We start from the raw sequence: 20,251 nt of genomic DNA, 5'->3' as shown, positions 1-20,251 counted from the left end.
GGGGATATTATATGTCTATTGAAAATATTTTAATGCCACAGCTTGGAGAAAGTGTGACCGAGGGTACAATTGAAAAATGGTTGGTTAAGCCCGGTGATCAGGTCAACAAATACGATCCAATAGCGGAAGTGGTAACTGATAAAGTAAATGCAGAAATTCCTTCTTCTTTTACTGGAACGATTAAAGAGCTCATTGCAAAAGAAGGTGAGGCACTAGAGGTTGGTACGATAATTTGTTCGGTGGAAGTAACAGATGCTGCAACTGAAAAAGTAACTGTTCAACCTAAGAATCCAAATGTCAGCTCAGCAATCTTAAATGCCAATCAGCCTCAGCAAAAGGACGAATCCAAAGCCCTGAAAAAGGAATCAAATTCTTTAGGAGCTTCAAAAAAACGTTATTCGCCAGCTGTTTTACGAATTGCCGAGGAGCATAATATTGATTTACAGCTAGTGGAGGGCACAGGTTTAGAAGGACGTATTACAAGAAAAGATCTACAAAAGCTAATAGAAGACGGTCAAATACCGCAAGCAGATACTTCAGCCAAGATTGAAATGGAAACAATAGCACAACAGGTAGAAGAAAAACCTGTATCTATACCAACCAAGGAATCTTCAGTACAAAGTGTAAATGGGGACATAGAAATACCTGTTTCATCTGTGCGAAGAGCAATTGCAAAAAATATGGTTCGAAGTACGCAAGAGGTTCCACATGCCTGGATGATGATGGAAGTGGATGTTACGAATCTTGTAAGCTATCGAGATTCTATCAAAAATGAATTCAAAGCAAAGGAAGGCTTTAATTTAACTTATTTTGCTTTCTTTATAAAAGCAATAGCAAGAGCGTTAAAAGAGTTCCCGATGATGAATTCTGTTTGGGCGGATGATAAAATTATACAAAAGAAGGATATTCACATTTCCATCGCAGTTGCAACAGAGGATGCCCTTTTTGTACCTGTCATCAAACATGCAGACGAAAAGTCTATTAAAGGTATTGCTAAGGAAATTTCTGAACTGTCCACACTTGTTAGAAACGGAAAGCTTCGTTCAGAGCATATTCAAGGTGGGACATTTACTGTCAATAATACTGGCTCATTTGGCTCAGTTCAGTCTATGGGGATTATCAATTACCCACAAGCTGCTATTGTACAGGTCGAGTCGATTGTTAAAAGGCCAGTAATCATGGAAGGTGGCATGTTTGCTGCCCGTGATATGGTGAATTTATGTCTATCCCTAGACCATCGTATTTTAGATGGACTAATTTGCGGCAAATTCCTGAATCGAGTAAAAGAGATTCTGGAAAATGTAAACAAAGATACAATGTCGGTCTATTAAAAGCTTTAAAGAATATAGGTAAAAGAAAACACAACTCGCCATTGGTGTGGAGTTGTGTTTTTTATACTTTATTGGAAAGCTTTTCTAATGTAGAATTAATATATACTTTAATCTTTAACTAGATGAGTTGTGTTATGCATGAACTAGTTAAAAATGTACTATATGATTTTAAAATAGTGTCTTAGAAATCAAAGCGGATATAGTTAAAGGGGGAAGCTTTTAAGCGAGAATATGTCAATTCAAATGAAGGATATTCAATTTCCAGCTGTTAGTTATGATGAGTGGAAAGAACAAGCAATAAAAGCATTAAAGGGGAAACCGTTTGAAACATTATTTACAAATACTATTGAAGGTGTAACATTACAGCCTCTTTATACAAAAGAAATGCTAGTGGATAAATTAGACGAGCAATTAGAACAACAAATTTCAACTATCCGCTCATTAAAAGCAAGTGATACTTTTAATATTGCACAGCAAATTTATGGGGAAACGTCTGAGCAATTTTTTAGCTCTTTACAAGCTAGTATTGAAAAAGGGAATGACTGTATAACGATCAATAGTCTTGTTTCATTTTCCTGGAACGATGAAAATTTAACTAAATTAGCTCGATTTTTATCTGAAAATTCATTTAAAATTTTTGTAGAAAATGAAAATGACCCAATTTTAAATGTTTTCAGTATAATAGATAATCCGAATATAGAAGGGTTTATTCTTAGTAACGAACCAATTAGCTCGATTAATTTTGAAAAGGTTAAAACAGCTGCAGCAAATCTTGTGCCTTATCATAATGATGGTGCAAATGCTGTCCAAGAGTTGGCTATTGCTCTTGCTTTAGCCAACAAATATGCTCAATCTGTAGGTGATTTCGAAAAGTTCACAGCCCAATTTTTTGTAAACTTTGCTATTGATACAGATTTCTTTTCGGAAATCGCAAAGCTACGAGCATTTAAAGTGATGTGGAAAGCGTTTTCACAAGCCTATGGAATGGAAGAGGCTACAAAAATTTCGGTACTAGCAGAAAGCTCATTACGCAGTTATACAAAAGCCGATGAATTTGTGAATCTATTACGTGCGGGTAATGAAGCCTTTGCTGCACTAATTGGAGGAGCAGACTATTTTACAGTCCATCCACATGATTGCTTAACAAAGCCTAATGATAAATCAATGCGAATTGCTCGCAATGTTGCGTTAGTTTTAAAAGAAGAGTCCTATGTTGAAAATGTTTTAGATGCTTCTGGAGGCTCGTACTTTATTGAAACATTAACTGCTGAATATGTAGAAAAAGCCTGGGCACTTTTTTTAGATATCGAGAAAGCTGGGGGAATTGAAGCTTACACACATTCTGGTGAATTACAGTCTGATATCGATAAGGTATACAAAAATAGAGTTAAAGCTGTTGCTACGAGAAATCACTCACTAATTGGGACTAATATTTATGCTAATCCAAATGATGAAGTACCTGCGGATACACATGCTCAATTTGCAGATATTAAAAGGTTAGCGATTCCCTTTGAAAACCTGCGTGTGAACTACAAAAACCTTCAACCGAAAATTGCGATTTTAACCTATGGAAAATTAAAAGATTTTAAACCACGTGCAGATTTTGTGGAGGGCTTTATTGCTACTGCCGGGATCGTACCCGAGAAGTCAGGAGAACTACAAAGTGTTGAAGAAGCTATAGCTTGGTTAGAAAATGCAAATTATGATTATGTAGTGATTGCCGCAAAGGACGAAGATACAAGACTACTTGTCCCTTCAATTCTAGAGTCAAAACTGGAAGGCTTGCTATTAGATGCTGCAGGCAAATTTAAAGAAGAGCAAGAGGAATGGCTTGGAAAAGGTTTAAATGGCTTTATATTTGCTGGTCAAAATATTGTCGATAAGCTATCTGAGATTCTAGAAAGCTTGAAGGAGGTACAATGATGAGTAAGCCAAATTTCGAATCGATTCAAATTAAAGATGTTTTAGTAACTGAGAAGCTACGTTCTAGTCGCAGCTTTATGACAAACGAAGGCATTGAAGTAAATGAATTTTATAATAAGAAAGATATTGAAAATGCAGCTCATCTTAATGACGTTTCTGGAGTGGCACCAAATACACGTGGACCCTATCCAACGATGTATGTAGCTCGTCCATGGACAGTTCGTCAATATGCAGGGTTTTCTACAGCAGAAGAATCGAATGCATTTTATCGTCGTAATTTAGCAATGGGTCAAAAAGGGTTATCAGTTGCATTTGACTTAGCCACTCACCGTGGCTATGACTCTACACATCCAAGGGTAAAAGGGGATGTAGGGAAAGCCGGGGTTGCCATTGATTCAATTGAGGACATGAAAATACTATTTGATGGTATTCCATTAGACCAAATGTCGGTTTCAATGACAATGAATGGTGCTGTATTACCAATTATGGCCTTCTATATTGTAGCAGCAGAAGAGCAAGGGGTGACACCTGAGCAGCTTGCGGGTACAATCCAAAATGATATTTTAAAGGAATATATGGTGCGTAATACGTACATTTATCCACCTGAGATGTCTATGAAAATTATTGCTGATATCTTTGAATACACTAGTAAGTTCATGCCAAAATTTAATTCTATTTCTATTTCCGGCTACCATATTCAAGAGGCCGGAGCTACGAATGATATTGAATTAGCTTATACATTAGCTGATGGGCTGGAATATGTTCGTACCGGCTTGAAGGCAGGAATTGATATTGATTCATTTGCTCCTAGGCTGTCATTCTTCTGGGCAATTGGGATGAACTATTACATGGAAGTAGCCAAAATGCGTGCTGCTCGACGGATTTGGGCCCAAATGATGAGCACGTTTAATCCGAAAAATCCAAAGTCTCTTGCTTTACGTACTCATTCACAAACCTCGGGCTGGTCTTTAACTGAACAGGATCCGTTTAATAATGTGACGCGAACTCTTATCGAGGCAAATGCTGCTTCAATGGGACATACACAATCTCTTCACACAAATGCATTAGATGAAGCCATTGCCTTACCAACAGACTTCTCAGCTAGAATTGCTCGTAATACTCAGCTATTTCTTCAAGAGGAAACTGGAATGACAAAGGTAATTGATCCATGGGGCGGCTCCTATTATGTAGAGAAGTTAACTGAGGAGCTTACTCGAAAAGCATGGGAATTAATCAATGAAATAGAAGAGCTAGGTGGAATGGCAAAAGCAATCGAAACAGGCTTGCCTAAAATGAAAGTAGAGGAATCTGCTGCAAAACGCCAAGCGAAAATTGATTCTAAAGCAGAAACCATTGTTGGGGTAAATAAATATCTATTAGATAAAGAGGAACCGATCGATATTCTGGATATTGATAATACTATTGTTCGTCAAAAACAAATCGAGCGTTTAGAGAGATTAAAAGCAGAGCGTGATGAAGACGAAGTACAAAAACAATTAGATCGTTTAACGAATGCTGCACAAACTGGTGAGGAAAACTTATTGGCTGTTGCTGTGGATGCTGCCCGTGCTCGAGCGTCCTTAGGAGAAATCTCTGATGCAATCGAAAAAGTTTCGGGTCGACATAAAGCAGTCATCCGTTCAATTTCTGGTGTGTACTCTTCCAATTTCTCAGATGATGAGCTGATTAAAGAAGTAAAGCAAATGACAGAAGAATTTTTAGAAAATGAAGGGCGCCGTCCTCGTATCCTTGTAGCAAAAATGGGACAGGATGGGCATGATCGTGGAGCAAAGGTAGTAGCAACAGGCTATGCAGATCTTGGCTTCGATGTAGATATATCGCCATTGTTCATGACCCCAGAAGAAGCAGCACAAATGGCTGTTGAAAATGATGTTCATTGTGTAGGTGTATCTTCGCTTGCTGCTGGACACAAAACACTGGTGCCAGAACTAATTGAAGAACTACAAAAGCTTGGTCGCGAGGATATTATTGTTATTGTTGGTGGGGTAATACCGGCTCAGGATTATCAATATATATATGATGCCGGTGCAGTGGCTATCTTTGGACCTGGTACAGTAATCCCGGTTTCTGCTATAAAAATCATCGAAGAAATTTACCGACGTTTGGGATACGAGGAAGTGTCTGAATAATGGAACGTAAGGAAAACCTTCAGCAGGATAAGGGTGCATTAAATGTTAGATCTGGTGTAGAAGGTGGTCATGATGGACTAACCATTAAACCTAAAAAGTTTAAGAAGAAAAGTCCGGATCCTGTTAATATAAATCAGCTAGTAGAAGAAATTCGATTCGGACATCGAACGTCCCTTTCAAAGGCCATCACCCTTATTGAAAGCTCGCATCATGAGCATAAGGAACAGGCTCAAAGGCTTTTACAGGAGCTCCTACCCTATACGGGGAAAAGTATTCGGATAGGGATTACGGGGGTGCCTGGTGCAGGAAAGAGTTCTTTTATAGAAGCCTTTGGAACAATGCTATGTAATATGGGGAAAAAGGTAGCAGTTTTAGCAATCGATCCTAGTTCTACACTATCTGGTGGAAGTATTTTAGGAGATAAAACACGCATGGAGGAGCTGAGCCGGAACAAGAGTGCATTTGTACGGCCATCTCCAAGTGCAGGTACTCTAGGTGGCGTTCATAAAAAATCGAGAGAAACGATGCTTTTATGTGAGGCTGCGGGATACGATGTTATTCTAATAGAAACCGTTGGAGTCGGTCAGAGTGAGACATATGTGCGCGGAATGGTAGACTTTTTCCTTCTATTAGTGCTAACAGGTGCTGGGGATGAATTACAAGGCATGAAAAAAGGGATTATGGAGCTAGCGGATGGAATAGTTGTTCATAAAAGTGATGGTGATAATGTTCAGAAGGCTCGCAGGACAGTTCGTGAGTATATGCAAATTTTGCACTTTCTACAGCCAGCAACACCTGGGTGGATGAGTAGGGCTCTCCCTGCTTCCTCGATAGAAAAAACAGGCTTATCAGATATATGGGAGATGATTTGCGAATTTGAGCAAACCATTAAAAGAACAGATATTTGGGAATCTAGGCGTCTTGAGCAAACGAAAGAGTGGTTTCATACGATGATACGAGATTCACTGATCGATTCTTTTTTCCAAAATTCTAATCGTAAAATTCAAGTAAAGTCAATAGAAGAGGCCATACTACGAGGAGAAATTACTGTTACACAGGGTGTTTCAAAATTATTTCCTTAAAAGCAAGAATGTCTGCAATTTCACAGCTTTATGTTAAAATGAATAGTTGAGAGGAGCGATAAATCATGAATATGGATTACGATTTATTTATGGAAGAAATTAAAAGAACAGCACGTGCTGAAATTGAAGGTGCGGGCTATGAACAACTACGTACACCAGAAGAGGTTGAGGAAGCATTTGCTCGTCCTGGTACAACTCTTGTAATGGTTAACTCAGTATGTGGCTGTGCAGGTGGTATTGCACGTCCAGCAGCAGCGAACGCTATTCATTATGATAAACGTCCAGATCACCTAGTAACTGTGTTTGCTGGTCAAGATAAAGAAGCGACTGCTGCTGCGCGTCATTTCTTTGGAGATGAGCATATTCCATCATCACCAGCATTTGTTTTATTAAAAGATGGTAAAGTGGTTGCAGATGTTGGAAGACATGAAATTGAAGGTCATGATCCTATGTCAGTAGTTACAAACCTGCAAGGTAACTTTGAAGAGTACTGCGAAGAACTGTAATAGTTGTTTCTATTAAGAAAACCTAGTCTTAATTCATTTTGGGACAGGCTTTATGGATAAGATAGCAAATGGCTTCTTATTGCAAAATCGAAAACGAGGGCTGGTTGCTAAAAGCTTGGCAATCAGCCTAGTTTTCTAACATTTTATTTTGTCGCAATTTTCAGTATGGATGTTTAAAGGAGGAAGTCGATATTAAAAAATATAAAATCGGCTATCGAACTATTAAAACAGCAGTAGGTGCCACAATTGCTATCGCAATCGCGAGCTATTTCAATTTAGACTTTGCATCCTCAGCAGCTATTCTAACAATACTATGCATTCAGACAACAAAAAGAAAGTCTGTACATGCAGTCTATACAAGGTTGGTAGCGAGTTTTATAGGCATGGCATTTGCCTATCTTTTGTTTGAAAGCTTTGCTTATAACCCTATTGTGCTTGGGATTATGATTCTTTTATTTATACCTACAATTGTTTCAATAAATGTATCTGCTGGATTTATATCAAGTGTAGTAATTATTATGCACATATACTCAGAAGCTAACTTCACTCTTGAATTATTTCTAAATGAGCTTACCTTGATGGCAATAGGCTTTGGTACAGGTCTAGCGGTAAATATGTATATGGGCGATTACCAGAAGGACTTAGAACGATATATTGACGAGTTAGAGACCATTTACCGTTCGATCTTCTCTGAAATCGTGAAATACCTACGTAATGGTGATACCTCTTGGGATGGGAAAGAACTCATTGAGGCGGAAAATCTTTTAAATAGAGCAAAATCTTTAGCCTTCAAGGATGTTGAAAACCATTTAACCCGAAAACAGAATGAATTCTATCTTTATTTTGATATGCGTGAGAGACAATTTGAAATTATTGAACGCGTATTACCAAAAATTACAACATTGCCTGTTATGGTACAGCAAGCGGAGTTAGTGGCGGATTTTATGGAGGATTTGGCTGAAAATGTACACTCCGGCAACACAGCGAAAAGATTTAGAGAGAAATTAGAAATTGTGAAAAAAGAATTTGCAAAAATGCCTTCGCCAGAAACTCACGAAAAATTTCTTGCAATGGCATCACTCTATCAATTTATCGAAGAGATGGATGAGTACTTAGTTATTAAACAGTCTTACAAAGGAATAAAGAAAAAGGGAAGAAAAAAGGCGATTACAGAAGAATTGTAATCGCAAGGTTTTGATTTTAGAAGAATGATAGACCAAATGCTAAAGTAGAGATTACCATAATTGCTATCATACAATATACAACTATCTTCTGAAATTTTTTATTACTCATATTCGTTCTCTCCTTTGTTTCTTATTTTTAGTTTATCAAATTTAGAAAATAACACAAGTACGTAGCCAATTGTTTTCAAATTAGTTAAAATATAAATGTACTATAACAGAGGGGTGTTAGGATGGAGAGAGTGGACCATATTGGTATTGCTGTCAAAAGCTTGGATGAGAGAATTACATATTACACGGAGACGCTTGGGCTTAAATTACTGAAAATTGAAGAAGTTCCGTCTCAGCAAGTACGTGTCGCATTTATAGATGCGGGTAATGTGAAGTTTGAATTATTAGAGCCAACAAGTGAAGATAGTGCAATCTATAAACATATTGAAAAACGTGGTGAGGGTATTCAACATATAGCTTTTGGAGTTTCTGATATTCGTGAGAGAATGCAAGAATTAAGAGAAAAAGGGGTAAGGATTCTCTCGGATGAACCAAAACCAGGTGCAGGAGGAGCTGAGGTAGCCTTCTTACACCCAAAGGATTCTTTTGGTGTTTTATATGAGCTGTGTGACAAAAGTGGAAAAGGGGATAAATAAGCTATGGATATGTTTGATAAAATAAATGAAATGTATGACCGTAAGCGTGAAATCGAGCTTGGTGGGGGAGACAAAAGAATTGAAAAGCAGCATGAAAAAGGCAAGCTAACTGCTCGTGAGCGTATTGATTTATTGCTGGATAAAGGTACCTTCGTAGAAATCAATCCTTTTATTACCCATAGAACTTCAGACTTTGGGATGGACAAGCAGGTTGGACCTGGAGATGGTGTAGTGACAGGCTTTGGTAAAGTAAATGGGCGAAATGTCTATTTATTTGCACAAGACTTTACTGTTTTTGGTGGTGCCCTTGGTGAAATGCATGCCATGAAAATTGCAGCCGTTATGGATTTAGCAGCCAAAAATGGTACACCATTTATCGGCATTAATGATTCAGGTGGTGCGCGTATTCAAGAAGGCGTATTGTCTTTAGATGGTTATGGTCATATTTTCTATCGTAATTCAATCTATTCAGGCGTAATTCCACAAATCTCAGTAATTATGGGCCCATGTGCGGGTGGTGCAGTTTACTCGCCTGCAATTACTGATTTTATTTTAATGGTTGATAAAACCTCGCAAATGTTCATTACTGGACCAAAAGTAATCGAAACGGTAACTGGAGAAAAAATTTCTTCCGAAGATTTAGGTGGTTCAAAGGTGCATAACTCCATTAGTGGAAATGCTCATTTCCGTGCACCGTCTGAAGAGGAATCTATTGATCAAATTCGTAGATTACTAAGCTACTTACCTCAAAGCTATAAAGAAAAGGCACCAAAGCAACCAAGACCTGAAACAGATGATTATCGTCCAGATATCATTGACTATGTACCTATTGAACCGACAAAGCCCTACGATGTTCGAAGAGTAGTAGAGCAAGTTGTGGATGAAGGTTCATTTATGGAAGTGCATTCTGAATTTGCAAAAAATATTGTAGTAGGCTTTGCTCGTATTGCAGGGGAATCTGTAGGGTTAGTTTGTAATCAACCGAAAGCACTTGCTGGTGGTCTAGATATTGATTCATCTGACAAAGCATCACGCTTTATAAGAACTTGTGATTCCTTCAATATTCCGATTATCACTTTTGAGGATGTTTCAGGCTTCTTCCCGGGAGTTAAACAAGAGCATGGCGGAATCATCCGACACGGTGCGAAAATCCTATATGCATATTCTGAAGCAACTGTTCCTAAAATAACAGTTATTTTACGCAAAGCATATGGTGGAGCATATGTAGCACTAAATTCTAAAGCCATCGGAGCAGACTTAGTATTTGCATGGCCGAATGCAGAAATTGCAGTAATGGGTGCAGCAGGAGCAGCAAATATTATCTTTGCTAATGAAATTGCTAAATCGCAAGATCCTGATGCTACGCGTGCTGCTAAAATTGAAGAATATAAGGAGAAATTTGCAAACCCTTATGTAGCTGCATCACGTGGGATGGTAGATGATGTTATCGATCCTAGAGAAACACGTATTAAACTGATACAGGCTCTAGATATGCTGTCCAACAAAGAAGAAACACGCCCATCCAAAAAACACGGAAATATCCCATTATAAGAAAAACGCCTAAAAAGAGTTGTTCCTATTGTTAAAGGAACAACTCTTTTATCTATAGTTTTTCTTCTTTTTTGATGTCATCGTCATCTAAAACACCTTTAGTTGACTCTTTGAAGTTTTTCATGGACTCACCAATAGAACGACCTAATTTAGGGAGTTTGGAAGGTCCAAATATTAATAAGATAATCACTAAAATAATGACTAAACCTGGAATTCCAATTGTGCTTAGCATTCAAATTTCCCTCCAATACAAACACTATTTTTTCGAGCTGTCTTCTTTTTTAAGATCCACTAAGGTGAATTCTTCCTTCACTTCTTTAAACTCTCCTGTCACGTCATCAACAATCTCTTTTGTAGAATTTTTAAATTCCTTTAAGGTCTGTCCGACAGCTTTACCTAGTTGTGGCAATTTTGAAGGACCAAATAATATTAATGCGATGACAAGTATAATAACTAATCCTGGAACGCCAATGGACTGTAGCATGAAAACTCCTCCTTTTTGTGTTAGTATGTAGCTTGTCCATTTTTTTCTTTTTAACTTGTTTTTTATTAGTTTGCTCCAAAATGATGATACTTATTAAAATTAAACACTGATAATACTGCAGTGAAGTACATCATAACTGCTATCTTTATTAATAAATTAAATTTTTATCATTTAATTAGGAGTAACAATACGTAACTTAGTTAAAAATAAATTATCAACTTCTAAATTTAGAGTGTCCTACAAATTGCTTTTGTAGGTAGAAATGGAAAGTATCTAGGAGGAATCACATGACACAATATAACCGTGAAGAGCTATCATTGATTTTTCAAGTGTTAGCTGGAATATTAATAACTATGGGTGCTGCGTATGCCTTATCTGTATATTATGGGGCAATATCAGGACTTGCTTTAATAATTGGTGCTGTTGGCTTAGCGATTATTATAGGCTGTTGGGTTGGCATCAAGCATTTAGGATTTATGGTAACCATTATTATAGGGGCAATTATTTTTGCCTTTTGTTTTAATTTTGGAGCGTTGTTTCATTAAAAATGAAACAAGATTATATAAAAGCTGGTCATCTCTATAAAGAGGTGGCCATTTTTTAATACGATCGAAACTATTTACCAAATTAAACCGTATTTATTTTAAGGGGGGATGTTCAGGTGACATGGAATCAGCTTCATAAAGAACAAGAAGAAGTTTTCATACAGTTAAAAAGAATTGAGAAACTAAATAAACAAAAGGAAAACTTAACAGAACAGCTTACACATATCAAAAGAGAAATTGATAATTATAATTTAGAGCTTAAAGAAATAAGAAAGAAGCTTCAGCATTTGGATAGTTTTTCATTCATTAATTTAATTCAAAGCTGGACAGGTAAACAAGAAGAATTACGTGCACAAAAAATTGACAAGGCTGCAATACTTGAATTGAAAATGAATGAAGCAGAAAAAATGAAAGAAGATTTAACAAATGATTTAGTATTAACAACTTCTGAGCTTCAAAAAAGCGATCAACAAAAACTAAATAATAAATTAGAGCTGCTCATAGCAAAAAAACAAATATGGCTTAAAGAATTTGAGCCGGATAAAGCATTAAAATTACAGCAATTAGAAGAAGAAGAGCTCAATTGCAGCAAATTAAAAATAGAAATAGAAGAAGCAAGAGCGACAGGAAAAGATGCAATTCGGATATTGTCTAGTACATTAAAGGTGTTGGATAGTGCAAGTAATTACTCAACCTGGGATACGTTTTTGGGTGGGGGACTACTCGCTACCCATTTAAAGCATGAAAAAATAGATGAATCGAAAAATAAAATGCATCAGGCACAAATAGCGCTCCAACGCTTTAAAAATGAGTTGCTCGATATTCAAGAAATGTCGACCAGACATTTAACTATCAATACAGATGGATTTGTGAAATTTGCTGATTATTTTTTTGATGATATATTTTCAGCTTGGTCGACTCATACGAAGATTACTTCATCAAAGGAACATATATCAAGAGTCCTTTCTGATGTTCGAAATACAATACTTAAAATTGAACAAAAATTACAACTAGTCGAGCAAAAACAAATTGAACTTATAAAGCAGAAAAATAGTATATTAATGCTAAACAAGTAATGTTTGGTTGTCTTCAAACTTTTTGAGGCGTAAAATAGAAGAATAATGAAGTATAAGGGAGTTTTATAACATGAACAGCCGTTTAGTAAATGAATTTTTAGAGCTAGTGCAAATTGATTCAGAAACAAAGCATGAAGAAATCATTGCACCAATCCTAGTAAAAAAGCTGGAAGAAATGGGATTCGATGTTTTTCAAGATGATGCCCATACTCGTAATGGTCATGGTGCAGGTAATATTATTGCCACTTTAAAGGGATCACTTGATGTAGAGCCTATTTATTTCACTGTTCATATGGATACAGTTGTTCCAGGTATCGGCATTAAGCCTGAGATTCGCGAGGATGGCTATATCTATTCTGATGGAACTACGATATTAGGAGCGGATGATAAGGCCGGAATGGCTGCATTATTCGAAATGGCTCGCCGATTAAAAGAGCAAGAAATAGAGCATGGTACAATCCAATTTATCATTACTGCTGGTGAGGAAAGTGGCTTGGTAGGAGCGAAAGAGTTAGATCCTTCTCTAATCCAGGCAAAATTAGGCTTTGCTGTAGATAGTGACGGAAAAGTTGGGGGAATTGTAACGGCTGCTCCGTTCCAAGTGAAATTAGAAACGAAAATTTTCGGTAAAACAGCTCATGCTGGTGTAGCTCCAGAAAAAGGAATTTCAGCGATTACTTTAGCTGCAAAAGCGGTAGCGAAAATGAATCTTGGAAGAATTGATGAAGAAACGACAGCTAATATTGGTCGTTTTGAGGGTGGCAAGGCGACAAATATAGTATGTGATGAGGTCTATATATTAGCTGAAGCTCGTTCAATTAATAAAGATAAATTAGATGCTCAAGTGAATCATATGAAAGAAACCTTTGAAACTGTAGCTGAAGGTTTAGGTGGCCGTGCAGAGGTTGATGTAAAATTAATGTACCCAGGCTTCTCAGTTACTGAATCTGATCGTGTTGTTCAAATAGCAATGCAGGCAGTAGAAACTATTGGAAGAAAGCCTCAGCTTGGTATTTCAGGCGGAGGAAGCGATGCGAATGTTATTGCAGGCTTTGGTATTCCTACTGTGAATTTATCGGTTGGATACGAAGAAATTCATACAACAAATGAACGTATGCCTATTGAAGAATTAGAGAAATTAGCCGATTTATTAGTAGAAGTAGTAAAATGTTCTTCAAAATAGCATTTTAGTTGAGGTGAAATAATGTCATTTGAAAAAGTTGTTATTTTTAATTGTGGTAAAGAGGAATATGCAGTTCCGGTAGGCCAGGTTGTTTCTATTGAAAAATTGAGCCATATTACACCGATTCCGCATTTGCCGAAATATTTACTCGGATTTGCAAGAGTACGTGGGGAACTAATCCCTGTAATTGACTTTAACCGTATTCTTTATAATCAGACTAGCCAAGGTGATTTAAGCAGAATGGTTGTACTAAACACCGATATTGTGAATTATGGGCTAGTTGTTGATGAGGCAAAGGAAATTTTAAATCTTACAGAAAACGAGATTAAACAAGTCGGGCTTGTAAATTATTCAAAAACTCGTTATTTTACAGCAGTGGCAAACCTAGAAGATCGTATGATAGCATGTGTAGATCCGAAAATTCTAGTAAACTCACTAGATGGAATTCGCGAAATTATTGAATATCTACATAAACTACTTGAGGATGAAAATAATCAGGTGAATTCTTAAAAGTAAGCTAGTATGGTGAAAAAGTTATTGCACCTACTAGCTTCTTTATTTGAATAATTAGTTGTGGTTTTCTGATTGGGATTCACTATTATTAGTTATCGTTGAATTTTTCTTATAAAAATGAGTTGTAAATCCATAAATACTAGGAATGAACATGATTACTGTTATTAAAACTAAGGTAAATAGCAGGTTTTCTTCAACCCATGGTATATTTCCTAGGGCAAATCCTGTACCTAACCATACAAAGGTCCAAATCAACGCACCAAGTACATTATAACGGACAAAGTTAATATAAGAATGGCCAGTAAAGCCGGCAATGAAAGGAATCATTGTACGCATTAAAGGAATAAAGCGAGAGAAGGTAATAGCAACTTTTTCATATTCATTTAAGAAGTCACTAGCTTTATCAATACTTGACATAGGTATAATTTTAGTGAGACGATTTTTTTCAGCAGGTATTCTTTTAAAAGCATGTCCGATAAGAAAATTATTACTATCAGCTAAAGAAGTTGCAACAAAGAGTAGGAAAAATAAAACAAAGATATTTAATTCACCTACTGCAGCAATTGCACCACTTGCAAACAAAAGAGAATCTCCAGGTAAAAAAGATAAGATAACAAAACCTGTTTTACCAAAGACAATTAGAAAGAGCAGTAAATATATATAGATTCCAAACCTGTCTATGTAGAAGTAAAGTTCAGAATCAAGCCTCCGTAACACTTCAAAGATTTCAGACATATCCAATGTAGCAAACTCCATTCTGTTATTTCTAAATATATATCTTATTAAATTATATTCTTAAAATAAAATAATTAACCTGCATTTATCCTTAATTTAACTTTTTTTCATCAAATTTTTATCTGAATTATAATTCAGATGACTTCTAGCGTACAGTCGCTGATAGATTTGAAACTTTTCAGGCTATTTAATCGTAGATATATCTAAAGCTTAATGTGACGTGAGGTGTAATAAATGAAAAAGTATTTGCCATATAGACCAGTTCTTTATTTACCTAAAACGAAGAGTGAAAGAATAATGGATATTATAGGGATTACCCTTTTTCTAGGAGCCATACTCTTTGTAGGAGTAAACTGGGGCAATATTCCGGAAAGTATACCTGCCCATTTCAATATTGAAGGGGAGATAGATCGTTGGGGTTCCAAATACGAGTTTATATTCCTCCCAATCATAGCAGTGTTCCTATTTGTGATTATGAGCCTTTTAGAGAAAGCTCCTCATATGCATAATTATCCAGATCGAATCAATGAAGAAAATGTAGAACAATTTTATTTGCATAGTCGCAAATTACTAAATATCGTAAAAAATTTTTGTTTGATTTTGTTTGCTTATTTAATTGTTCAGATTGGTCGTGTTGCAATAGGGGGAATAGAAAGGTTCTCGATTGGATTAGTCCCAATTATCTTGATTATCTTATTTGGTACAATCGGAATTGGAATATATAGGCAATCAAAAATAAAGTGAATTACGAGCAATTACAATTTAATTCGTGGTGGGAAGAATGGAATATCTATATTATAATATAGATAAAAATGGTAATTGAACGAGACTAGATACGGGTTGTTTTTTAAAGCTTTTGTAAAAGCATATTCAGTAAAAAATATATTATTAAAATATAATTAGTGATTCGTTCCTGATTGGGGAGAGCTTTTTGCAAAATCTGATTCAAGTATTTTTAGGTGGTATGTTAGGTAGTGCACTGCGCTATTTAGTTCAATTATATACAAATACCTCCATCATGCTTTGGATTGTAAATATTTTAGGTAGCCTTATCCTTGGTAGCTTAAATGGATACTTTTTAAAAAATGAGAAGCCGTCAAATTTATTTTTAACGACAGGAATGCTTGGTGCTTTTACTACATTCTCTACCTTTACGGGTAACTGGTTCAGCCTGCTGCAAGAGAACCTGCTTTCCGGAATTGTGTATGGTTTAGTCATGACTTTGCTATGTTTTATAGCGGCTTTATTAGGGTACATTTTGAATCGAGGTAAGCAAGCATGGAATGGATAATGGTGTCGTTCGGAGGAGGTGTAGGGGCTGCACTACGGTATTTGGTTCAACTATGGATTGTTAAAATTAAAATTTCTTCCTATTGGGCTACCGCTTCTGTGAATGTGTTAGGGTCAATTTTTCTTGGGATTGCAAGTCATGGCGTAATTGAATCAAGTACCATCCTTGCGTTTTTAACAGTTGGGATTTTAGGGGCTTTTACAACCTTTTCAACCTTTGCATTTGATATCGTAAAATTGATTGAAGCAAAAAAATGGAGAACAGTATTTTTATTTATAAGCGTGAATTTAATTGGTGGTATTCTTGGATTTTTAATAGGTTGGGCGCTTAAGTAATAATTGATATAGTAAAATACATACATTAAAGGCGGTACTGACATGAAGGCATATTTAGCAAATGGATTATTTTCAATAGGGGACAGATTGGTAAATGAAATGCTTGCCAAGGAAATTCGTAAAGAATTACCTGAAATTGATCTCTATGTTCCACAAGAAAATGATGCAATTAACGACAAACAAGCATTTGCCAATAGTATAGCAATTGCAGAGGCAGATATGGAAAAATTACAAAATAGTGATGTATTAATTGCTGTTTTAGATGGCATTGAGGTTGACTCTGGTGTAGCAGCGGAAATCGGCGCATTTTCTACCTACAACCGACCAATCATTGCGTTATTTTCGGATGTACGCCAATTAGGACGAGAAAATCAACAAAAAATTAATGCCCTTGTTGAAGATGGCACAGAAAATCAATTCATATATCGAAATTTATTTGTAATCGGCATAATTAAAAGAAATGGTGTCATCGTAAGTACAGTGGATGCTGTTGTTGAAAATGTGAAAAGGTATTTAAAGGAGGAAAAACAGTGAAAAGAACGGGTGAAAAGGTTTTAAGTATTATTGCACATGTACTTAATGTGTTAGCGGTAGGTTTATTGATTGTAATGCTATTTGGCAGCAGGATGTTTATGGATATGACCATGAGCGACCCTGTTTTACAGAGTGAATTTGAAAGTCAAATGTCTGCAAGTGGATTAACGCAAGCTGAGATGGATGATCTGCTATTATATATGGATGATTTTATTGGCTTTATAAGCGGAGTAGGCTGGGTGTTTGTAGTTTTAGGTCTCATTGCATTAGTACTTGGAATTATTGGTACATTCAGAGTCGACAAAAATGCAAAATTAGCGGGAATCTTATTTAGTATTTCAGCGGTTTTATCGGGGATTATTTCACTACAAGGTATTTTGTTGATCATTGCTGCTATAATGTGCTTTGTACGAAAACCAAAATCAGACATCTCTCTTCAAAAGACAGATGAAAATGGGTATGTTATTGATTAATTAGATTGGATTTAAAGTTCGGAAAACAGCTCTATATTGAGAGAAAGTTAAGCCTGTCTCAGTTGGCGATTATGTTATTTGGATTCGACAATTAATTGAATGATTTTAAAAAAAGTATGGCAATTCATAATGGAATGTGCCATGCTTTTTTAATTTTTAAAATTTAACTCTAATTTTCATAAAGGTAATTAAAAGGAGGAAAATTCCGGTTTACTGCTTAAAAAATGCCCAAATGAATGAATTTGGGCAATATAGACGGAAAAAATTCCTTTATTTTAAGTGAAATATGGGTTTTTTTAAATTTAAAAGGAAATTTTCCGCTTATCCCCAAACCCAAATTCCTTTAACCAACTGAATGGGAAATCACCATTTTAAATGCAAGTGTAAAATCGTCCCTAAATTACTTCAAGCCTTGTAAGCAATTTTCTCTAGTGCTAATAGCTTTTCTTTTACATCCAAGCCGCCGCTAAAGCCAGTCAGTGTTCCACTTTTACCTAATACACGATGGCAAGGGATGACGATGGCAACAGGATTAGAGCCGATTGCTGTTCCCACTGCTCTCACAGCTTTAGGGTTTCCTATCTGATTTGCAATGTCAGAGTAGCAAAAAGATTTACCATACGGAATTGCACTCAGTGCCTTCCAAACATTCATCTGAAAATTGGTACCATGAACGTCAAAAGGGAAGGTGAATTGCTTTCTTGCTCCATCAAAATACTCTTTTAATTGGTCTGTATAAGTAGTTAATTTATCTTCTGCCTCGATTAAACGACAGTCTGGAAATTGTTTTATGCTGCTTTTAGCCAAATCGTCTATTGAGGAGTGCTCTGTCCCTAGATAACATAGTCCTTTTTCAGTTGCTGCAATATAGACTTGCCATTCTTTATGTAATAGTAATTGATAATAAATAATCGTTTCTCCTGCCATAAAAAACACCTCCAATAATCTATAATCTATCATGAATATTTTAACCTATTTAAAGCCAGTGAACAGGCATTATTTAAATGATGCAAGTTTAAAAATAAAATACTTGGAAAAAGTAATAATGTTTAGTATTTCTGCCAAGAAAAATTCTTCAACTTACTTTAGAGGATAAAATGGTGACTTTTTCATCATAATTATTTGGTAGATATGAATGAAATTACTTAACAAGTTGGAGGGAAAGTTAATGTTGAAAATTGGTATAGTTTTAGGAAGTACTCGTGAAGGTCGAGTTAGTCCACAAGTTGGAGAATGGGTAAAAGGGATTGCGGATAGTCGTGGAGATGCCACATATGAAATCCTTGATATTGCAAATTACAAATTACCGTTATTAGGAGAACCAGGTGGAGATGCTTCGGGTGTCGGTGATTGGTCAGCAAGTGTTTCTAGCTGTGATGGATTTGTTTTCATCGTTCAGGAATATAATCATTCACTCTCAGGCGCTCTGAAAAATGCTTTAGACTTCTTGCGTGATGAATGGCATAACAAAGCTGCTGGTATTGTTAGTTATGGCTCTGTTGGTGGAGCCCGTGCTGCCGAGCATCTACGTGGCATATTAGGGGAATTACTTGTTGCAGACGTTCGTGTACATCCAGCACTATCATTATTTACTGATTTTGAAAATGGTACAGTATTCAAACCAAAGGATGTACAAAATCAATCTGTAAATGATATGTTAGATCAGCTAATTTCATGGAGTACAGCTCTTAAAACAATCCGTAAATAATTTATTATTAGCCCACTCATTTTTTATGAGTGGGCTTTTTTCTGAAATCAGCTCGATTATTCAAGCAATTTTCTATACAGTTTCCATACTAAGGTTTAAAATAAAGTAAATAGTTTGAAAATTACAGCTGAAAAAATCATATTTATATAGTATAGAAGATTTTCACTTTGTATGGATGGGATTAGGGGGATTCTGTTGTGAGGATTCAAATAAGTAATGTAACAGTCACTAAGAACAAAAAGGATATTTTAAAAAATGTTGAGTGGAAGGTGGAAAAAGGGCAACACTGGTCAATTTTAGGTTTAAATGGTTCCGGCAAAACGACTTTATTAAATATAATAAATGGTTATCTACACCCTACTGTTGGTCAGGTAGAAGTACTAGGGGAATTGTTTGGAAAAACGTATATACCGGATTTGCGAAAACAAATGGGACTAATTAGTTCTTCTATACAACAGCAAATACAGGAAATTGAAAGTGTTTTAAGTATTGTTTTAAGTGGGAAATTTGCCTCGATTGGTCTATGGGAGGCTGTGGACCAGGCAGATGTAGAGCAAGCGAAAGCTTATATGAGTTTACTGAAATGTGAGCATTTGCAAGATCGGGAGTACAGAACTTTGTCACAGGGGGAACGCCAGAGAATATTAATCGCAAGAGCGTTAATGGCTAGCCCTAAATTACTAATATTAGACGAGCCCTGTAACGGATTAGATATTATAGCTCGAGAAGAATTACTGAAAATCATTGAAACTGTATCAAAAACCAATGAATGTCCTACACTTATTTATGTAACACATCATGTTGAAGAAATACTTCCATGCTTTACTCACACTTTATTATTAAAAAATGGGGAAGTATTTAAACAAGGCAGATCTAACGAAATTTTAACTGAGAAAACTTTATCGGACTTTTATGACCGTCCTATTTCGGTTCAAATTGAGCAAAATCGAACATGGCTTGCTTTAAAGGAAATTGTAGAACAAAAATAGACATTAAAAACAAG

Annotated in this window: 24 protein-coding genes; 19 read left to right on the top strand and 5 right to left on the bottom strand. The window is 36.1% G+C overall.

From position 1 onward, the window contains the following. Positions 1 to 11: 11 nt before the first annotated feature. From LG296_RS11350 to LG296_RS11325, 6 genes are all read left to right on the top strand, one after another. Positions 12 to 1,331, top strand: a complete 1,320-nt coding sequence (locus tag LG296_RS11350; protein WP_107934869.1) for a dihydrolipoamide acetyltransferase family protein — start codon at positions 12 to 14, stop codon at positions 1,329 to 1,331. A gap of 231 nt (positions 1,332 to 1,562) precedes the next feature. Further along, positions 1,563 to 3,254 (top strand): methylmalonyl-CoA mutase family protein, encoded by a 1,692-nt coding sequence (locus LG296_RS11345; protein WP_107934870.1) that lies wholly within the window; start codon positions 1,563 to 1,565, stop codon positions 3,252 to 3,254. Next, on the top strand, positions 3,254 to 5,404 hold the full coding sequence (scpA, locus tag LG296_RS11340) for a methylmalonyl-CoA mutase (protein WP_107934871.1): 2,151 nt from the start codon (positions 3,254 to 3,256) through the stop codon (positions 5,402 to 5,404). The genes LG296_RS11345 and scpA overlap by 1 nt, the downstream gene beginning before the upstream one ends. Next, positions 5,404 to 6,486: a methylmalonyl Co-A mutase-associated GTPase MeaB gene (meaB, locus tag LG296_RS11335; protein WP_107934872.1), complete on the top strand. Its 1,083-nt coding sequence runs from the start codon at positions 5,404 to 5,406 to the stop codon at positions 6,484 to 6,486. Before scpA ends, meaB begins: the two co-directional genes overlap by 1 nt. Before the next feature lie 65 nt (positions 6,487 to 6,551). Beyond that, entirely contained in the window at positions 6,552 to 6,992 is a 441-nt protein-coding gene (locus LG296_RS11330) for a BrxA/BrxB family bacilliredoxin (protein WP_107934873.1), read from the top strand. Positions 6,993 to 7,183: 191 nt separating this feature from the next. Beyond that, the gene (locus LG296_RS11325) at positions 7,184 to 8,176 is read left to right on the top strand and encodes an aromatic acid exporter family protein (RefSeq protein WP_107934874.1); all 993 of its coding nucleotides are present in this window, start codon (positions 7,184 to 7,186) and stop codon (positions 8,174 to 8,176) included. Between the two features lie 16 nt (positions 8,177 to 8,192). On the opposite strand, the gene prli42 is transcribed toward LG296_RS11325, so the two are convergent. Next, entirely contained in the window at positions 8,193 to 8,285 is a 93-nt protein-coding gene (prli42, locus tag LG296_RS11320) for a stressosome-associated protein Prli42 (RefSeq protein ID WP_153062698.1), read from the bottom strand. 121 nt (positions 8,286 to 8,406) lie between these two features. Here prli42 and mce point away from each other — a divergent pair, with 121 nt between their 5' ends. Both mce and LG296_RS11310 read left to right on the top strand, forming a co-directional pair. Then, complete coding sequence (gene mce, locus LG296_RS11315) at positions 8,407 to 8,820, top strand: methylmalonyl-CoA epimerase (RefSeq protein ID WP_107934875.1); 414 nt, start codon at positions 8,407 to 8,409, stop codon at positions 8,818 to 8,820. A 3-nt stretch (positions 8,821 to 8,823) separates the two neighbouring features. Further along, positions 8,824 to 10,371 (top strand): acyl-CoA carboxylase subunit beta, encoded by a 1,548-nt coding sequence (locus LG296_RS11310; RefSeq protein ID WP_107934876.1) that lies wholly within the window; start codon positions 8,824 to 8,826, stop codon positions 10,369 to 10,371. A 52-nt stretch (positions 10,372 to 10,423) separates the two neighbouring features. Here LG296_RS11310 and tatA read toward each other — a convergent pair whose 3' ends face one another. Continuing rightward, positions 10,424 to 10,603: a twin-arginine translocase TatA/TatE family subunit gene (gene tatA, locus LG296_RS11305; protein ID WP_107934877.1), complete on the bottom strand. Its 180-nt coding sequence runs from the start codon at positions 10,601 to 10,603 to the stop codon at positions 10,424 to 10,426. Between the two features lie 24 nt (positions 10,604 to 10,627). Next, entirely contained in the window at positions 10,628 to 10,855 is a 228-nt protein-coding gene (locus LG296_RS11300; RefSeq protein ID WP_107934878.1) for a twin-arginine translocase TatA/TatE family subunit, read from the bottom strand. Positions 10,856 to 11,142: 287 nt separating this feature from the next. On the opposite strand from LG296_RS11300, the gene LG296_RS11295 reads away from it, so the two are divergent. The 4 genes from LG296_RS11295 (at position 11,143) to LG296_RS11280 (ending at position 14,169) form a co-directional block, all read left to right on the top strand. Next, positions 11,143 to 11,400 carry a hypothetical protein gene (locus LG296_RS11295; protein WP_107934879.1) on the top strand — a complete coding sequence of 86 codons (258 nt, stop codon included), beginning with the start codon at positions 11,143 to 11,145 and terminating at the stop codon, positions 11,398 to 11,400. Positions 11,401 to 11,516: 116 nt separating this feature from the next. Continuing rightward, positions 11,517 to 12,476 carry a hypothetical protein gene (locus LG296_RS11290; RefSeq protein WP_107934880.1) on the top strand — a complete coding sequence of 320 codons (960 nt, stop codon included), beginning with the start codon at positions 11,517 to 11,519 and terminating at the stop codon, positions 12,474 to 12,476. Between the two features lie 70 nt (positions 12,477 to 12,546). Then, on the top strand, positions 12,547 to 13,659 hold the full coding sequence (locus LG296_RS11285; protein ID WP_107934881.1) for a M20/M25/M40 family metallo-hydrolase: 1,113 nt from the start codon (positions 12,547 to 12,549) through the stop codon (positions 13,657 to 13,659). Positions 13,660 to 13,680: 21 nt separating this feature from the next. Then, positions 13,681 to 14,169: a chemotaxis protein CheW gene (locus LG296_RS11280; protein ID WP_107934882.1), complete on the top strand. Its 489-nt coding sequence runs from the start codon at positions 13,681 to 13,683 to the stop codon at positions 14,167 to 14,169. Between the two features lie 57 nt (positions 14,170 to 14,226). Here LG296_RS11280 and LG296_RS11275 read toward each other — a convergent pair whose 3' ends face one another. After that, a complete protein-coding gene (locus LG296_RS11275; protein ID WP_107934916.1) occupies positions 14,227 to 14,907 on the bottom strand; it encodes a VTT domain-containing protein in 681 nt (226 codons plus the stop codon). A 234-nt stretch (positions 14,908 to 15,141) separates the two neighbouring features. Between LG296_RS11275 and LG296_RS11270 the strand changes: the two genes are divergently transcribed. From LG296_RS11270 to LG296_RS11250, 5 genes are all read left to right on the top strand, one after another. Further along, positions 15,142 to 15,651, top strand: coding sequence for a DUF1648 domain-containing protein (locus LG296_RS11270; protein WP_107934883.1), 510 nt, complete (start codon positions 15,142 to 15,144; stop codon positions 15,649 to 15,651). Positions 15,652 to 15,838: 187 nt separating this feature from the next. Then, on the top strand, positions 15,839 to 16,198 hold the full coding sequence (locus LG296_RS11265) for a CrcB family protein (RefSeq protein WP_107934884.1): 360 nt from the start codon (positions 15,839 to 15,841) through the stop codon (positions 16,196 to 16,198). Continuing rightward, positions 16,186 to 16,533 (top strand): CrcB family protein, encoded by a 348-nt coding sequence (locus LG296_RS11260; protein WP_107934885.1) that lies wholly within the window; start codon positions 16,186 to 16,188, stop codon positions 16,531 to 16,533. Before LG296_RS11265 ends, LG296_RS11260 begins: the two co-directional genes overlap by 13 nt. A gap of 42 nt (positions 16,534 to 16,575) precedes the next feature. Next, a complete protein-coding gene (locus LG296_RS11255) occupies positions 16,576 to 17,067 on the top strand; it encodes a nucleoside 2-deoxyribosyltransferase (protein ID WP_107934886.1) in 492 nt (163 codons plus the stop codon). Then, positions 17,064 to 17,540: a DUF4064 domain-containing protein gene (locus LG296_RS11250; protein WP_107934887.1), complete on the top strand. Its 477-nt coding sequence runs from the start codon at positions 17,064 to 17,066 to the stop codon at positions 17,538 to 17,540. The genes LG296_RS11255 and LG296_RS11250 overlap by 4 nt, the downstream gene beginning before the upstream one ends. A gap of 405 nt (positions 17,541 to 17,945) precedes the next feature. On the opposite strand, the gene LG296_RS11245 is transcribed toward LG296_RS11250, so the two are convergent. Then, entirely contained in the window at positions 17,946 to 18,467 is a 522-nt protein-coding gene (locus LG296_RS11245; protein ID WP_107934888.1) for a methylated-DNA--[protein]-cysteine S-methyltransferase, read from the bottom strand. Between the two features lie 241 nt (positions 18,468 to 18,708). Between LG296_RS11245 and LG296_RS11240 the strand changes: the two genes are divergently transcribed. Together LG296_RS11240 and LG296_RS11235 are read left to right on the top strand one after the other, a co-directional pair. Next, complete coding sequence (locus LG296_RS11240) at positions 18,709 to 19,248, top strand: NADPH-dependent FMN reductase (RefSeq protein WP_181418091.1); 540 nt, start codon at positions 18,709 to 18,711, stop codon at positions 19,246 to 19,248. A 197-nt stretch (positions 19,249 to 19,445) separates the two neighbouring features. Beyond that, positions 19,446 to 20,237 carry an ABC transporter ATP-binding protein gene (locus LG296_RS11235; protein ID WP_181418092.1) on the top strand — a complete coding sequence of 264 codons (792 nt, stop codon included), beginning with the start codon at positions 19,446 to 19,448 and terminating at the stop codon, positions 20,235 to 20,237. The last annotated feature ends 14 nt before the right edge of the window (positions 20,238 to 20,251 follow it).

Source organism: Ureibacillus chungkukjangi (assembly GCF_044795995.1).
Lineage (GTDB): Bacteria > Bacillota > Bacilli > Bacillales_A > Planococcaceae > Ureibacillus > Ureibacillus chungkukjangi.
Note: the sequence above shows the minus strand (reverse complement) of the source record. Positions and strands in the feature narration are given on the sequence as shown.

Excerpts from the sequence above, each read along its gene's own strand:
- LG296_RS11350 (WP_107934869.1), top strand. The coding sequence starts at position 12 with ATGTCTATTGAAAATATTTTAATGCCACAGCTTGGAGAAAGTGTGACC.
- LG296_RS11345 (WP_107934870.1), top strand. The coding sequence starts at position 1,563 with ATGTCAATTCAAATGAAGGATATTCAATTTCCAGCTGTTAGTTATGAT.
- scpA (WP_107934871.1), top strand. The coding sequence starts at position 3,254 with ATGAGTAAGCCAAATTTCGAATCGATTCAAATTAAAGATGTTTTAGTA.
- meaB (WP_107934872.1), top strand. The coding sequence starts at position 5,404 with ATGGAACGTAAGGAAAACCTTCAGCAGGATAAGGGTGCATTAAATGTT.
- LG296_RS11330 (WP_107934873.1), top strand. The coding sequence starts at position 6,552 with ATGAATATGGATTACGATTTATTTATGGAAGAAATTAAAAGAACAGCA.
- prli42 (WP_153062698.1), bottom strand. The coding sequence starts at position 8,285 with ATGAGTAATAAAAAATTTCAGAAGATAGTTGTATATTGTATGATAGCA.
- mce (WP_107934875.1), top strand. The coding sequence starts at position 8,407 with ATGGAGAGAGTGGACCATATTGGTATTGCTGTCAAAAGCTTGGATGAG.
- LG296_RS11310 (WP_107934876.1), top strand. The coding sequence starts at position 8,824 with ATGGATATGTTTGATAAAATAAATGAAATGTATGACCGTAAGCGTGAA.
- tatA (WP_107934877.1), bottom strand. The coding sequence starts at position 10,603 with ATGCTAAGCACAATTGGAATTCCAGGTTTAGTCATTATTTTAGTGATT.
- LG296_RS11300 (WP_107934878.1), bottom strand. The coding sequence starts at position 10,855 with ATGCTACAGTCCATTGGCGTTCCAGGATTAGTTATTATACTTGTCATC.
- LG296_RS11295 (WP_107934879.1), top strand. The coding sequence starts at position 11,143 with ATGACACAATATAACCGTGAAGAGCTATCATTGATTTTTCAAGTGTTA.
- LG296_RS11285 (WP_107934881.1), top strand. The coding sequence starts at position 12,547 with ATGAACAGCCGTTTAGTAAATGAATTTTTAGAGCTAGTGCAAATTGAT.
- LG296_RS11280 (WP_107934882.1), top strand. The coding sequence starts at position 13,681 with ATGTCATTTGAAAAAGTTGTTATTTTTAATTGTGGTAAAGAGGAATAT.
- LG296_RS11275 (WP_107934916.1), bottom strand. The coding sequence starts at position 14,907 with ATGTCTGAAATCTTTGAAGTGTTACGGAGGCTTGATTCTGAACTTTAC.
- LG296_RS11270 (WP_107934883.1), top strand. The coding sequence starts at position 15,142 with ATGAAAAAGTATTTGCCATATAGACCAGTTCTTTATTTACCTAAAACG.
- LG296_RS11260 (WP_107934885.1), top strand. The coding sequence starts at position 16,186 with ATGGAATGGATAATGGTGTCGTTCGGAGGAGGTGTAGGGGCTGCACTA.
- LG296_RS11255 (WP_107934886.1), top strand. The coding sequence starts at position 16,576 with ATGAAGGCATATTTAGCAAATGGATTATTTTCAATAGGGGACAGATTG.
- LG296_RS11245 (WP_107934888.1), bottom strand. The coding sequence starts at position 18,467 with ATGGCAGGAGAAACGATTATTTATTATCAATTACTATTACATAAAGAA.
- LG296_RS11240 (WP_181418091.1), top strand. The coding sequence starts at position 18,709 with ATGTTGAAAATTGGTATAGTTTTAGGAAGTACTCGTGAAGGTCGAGTT.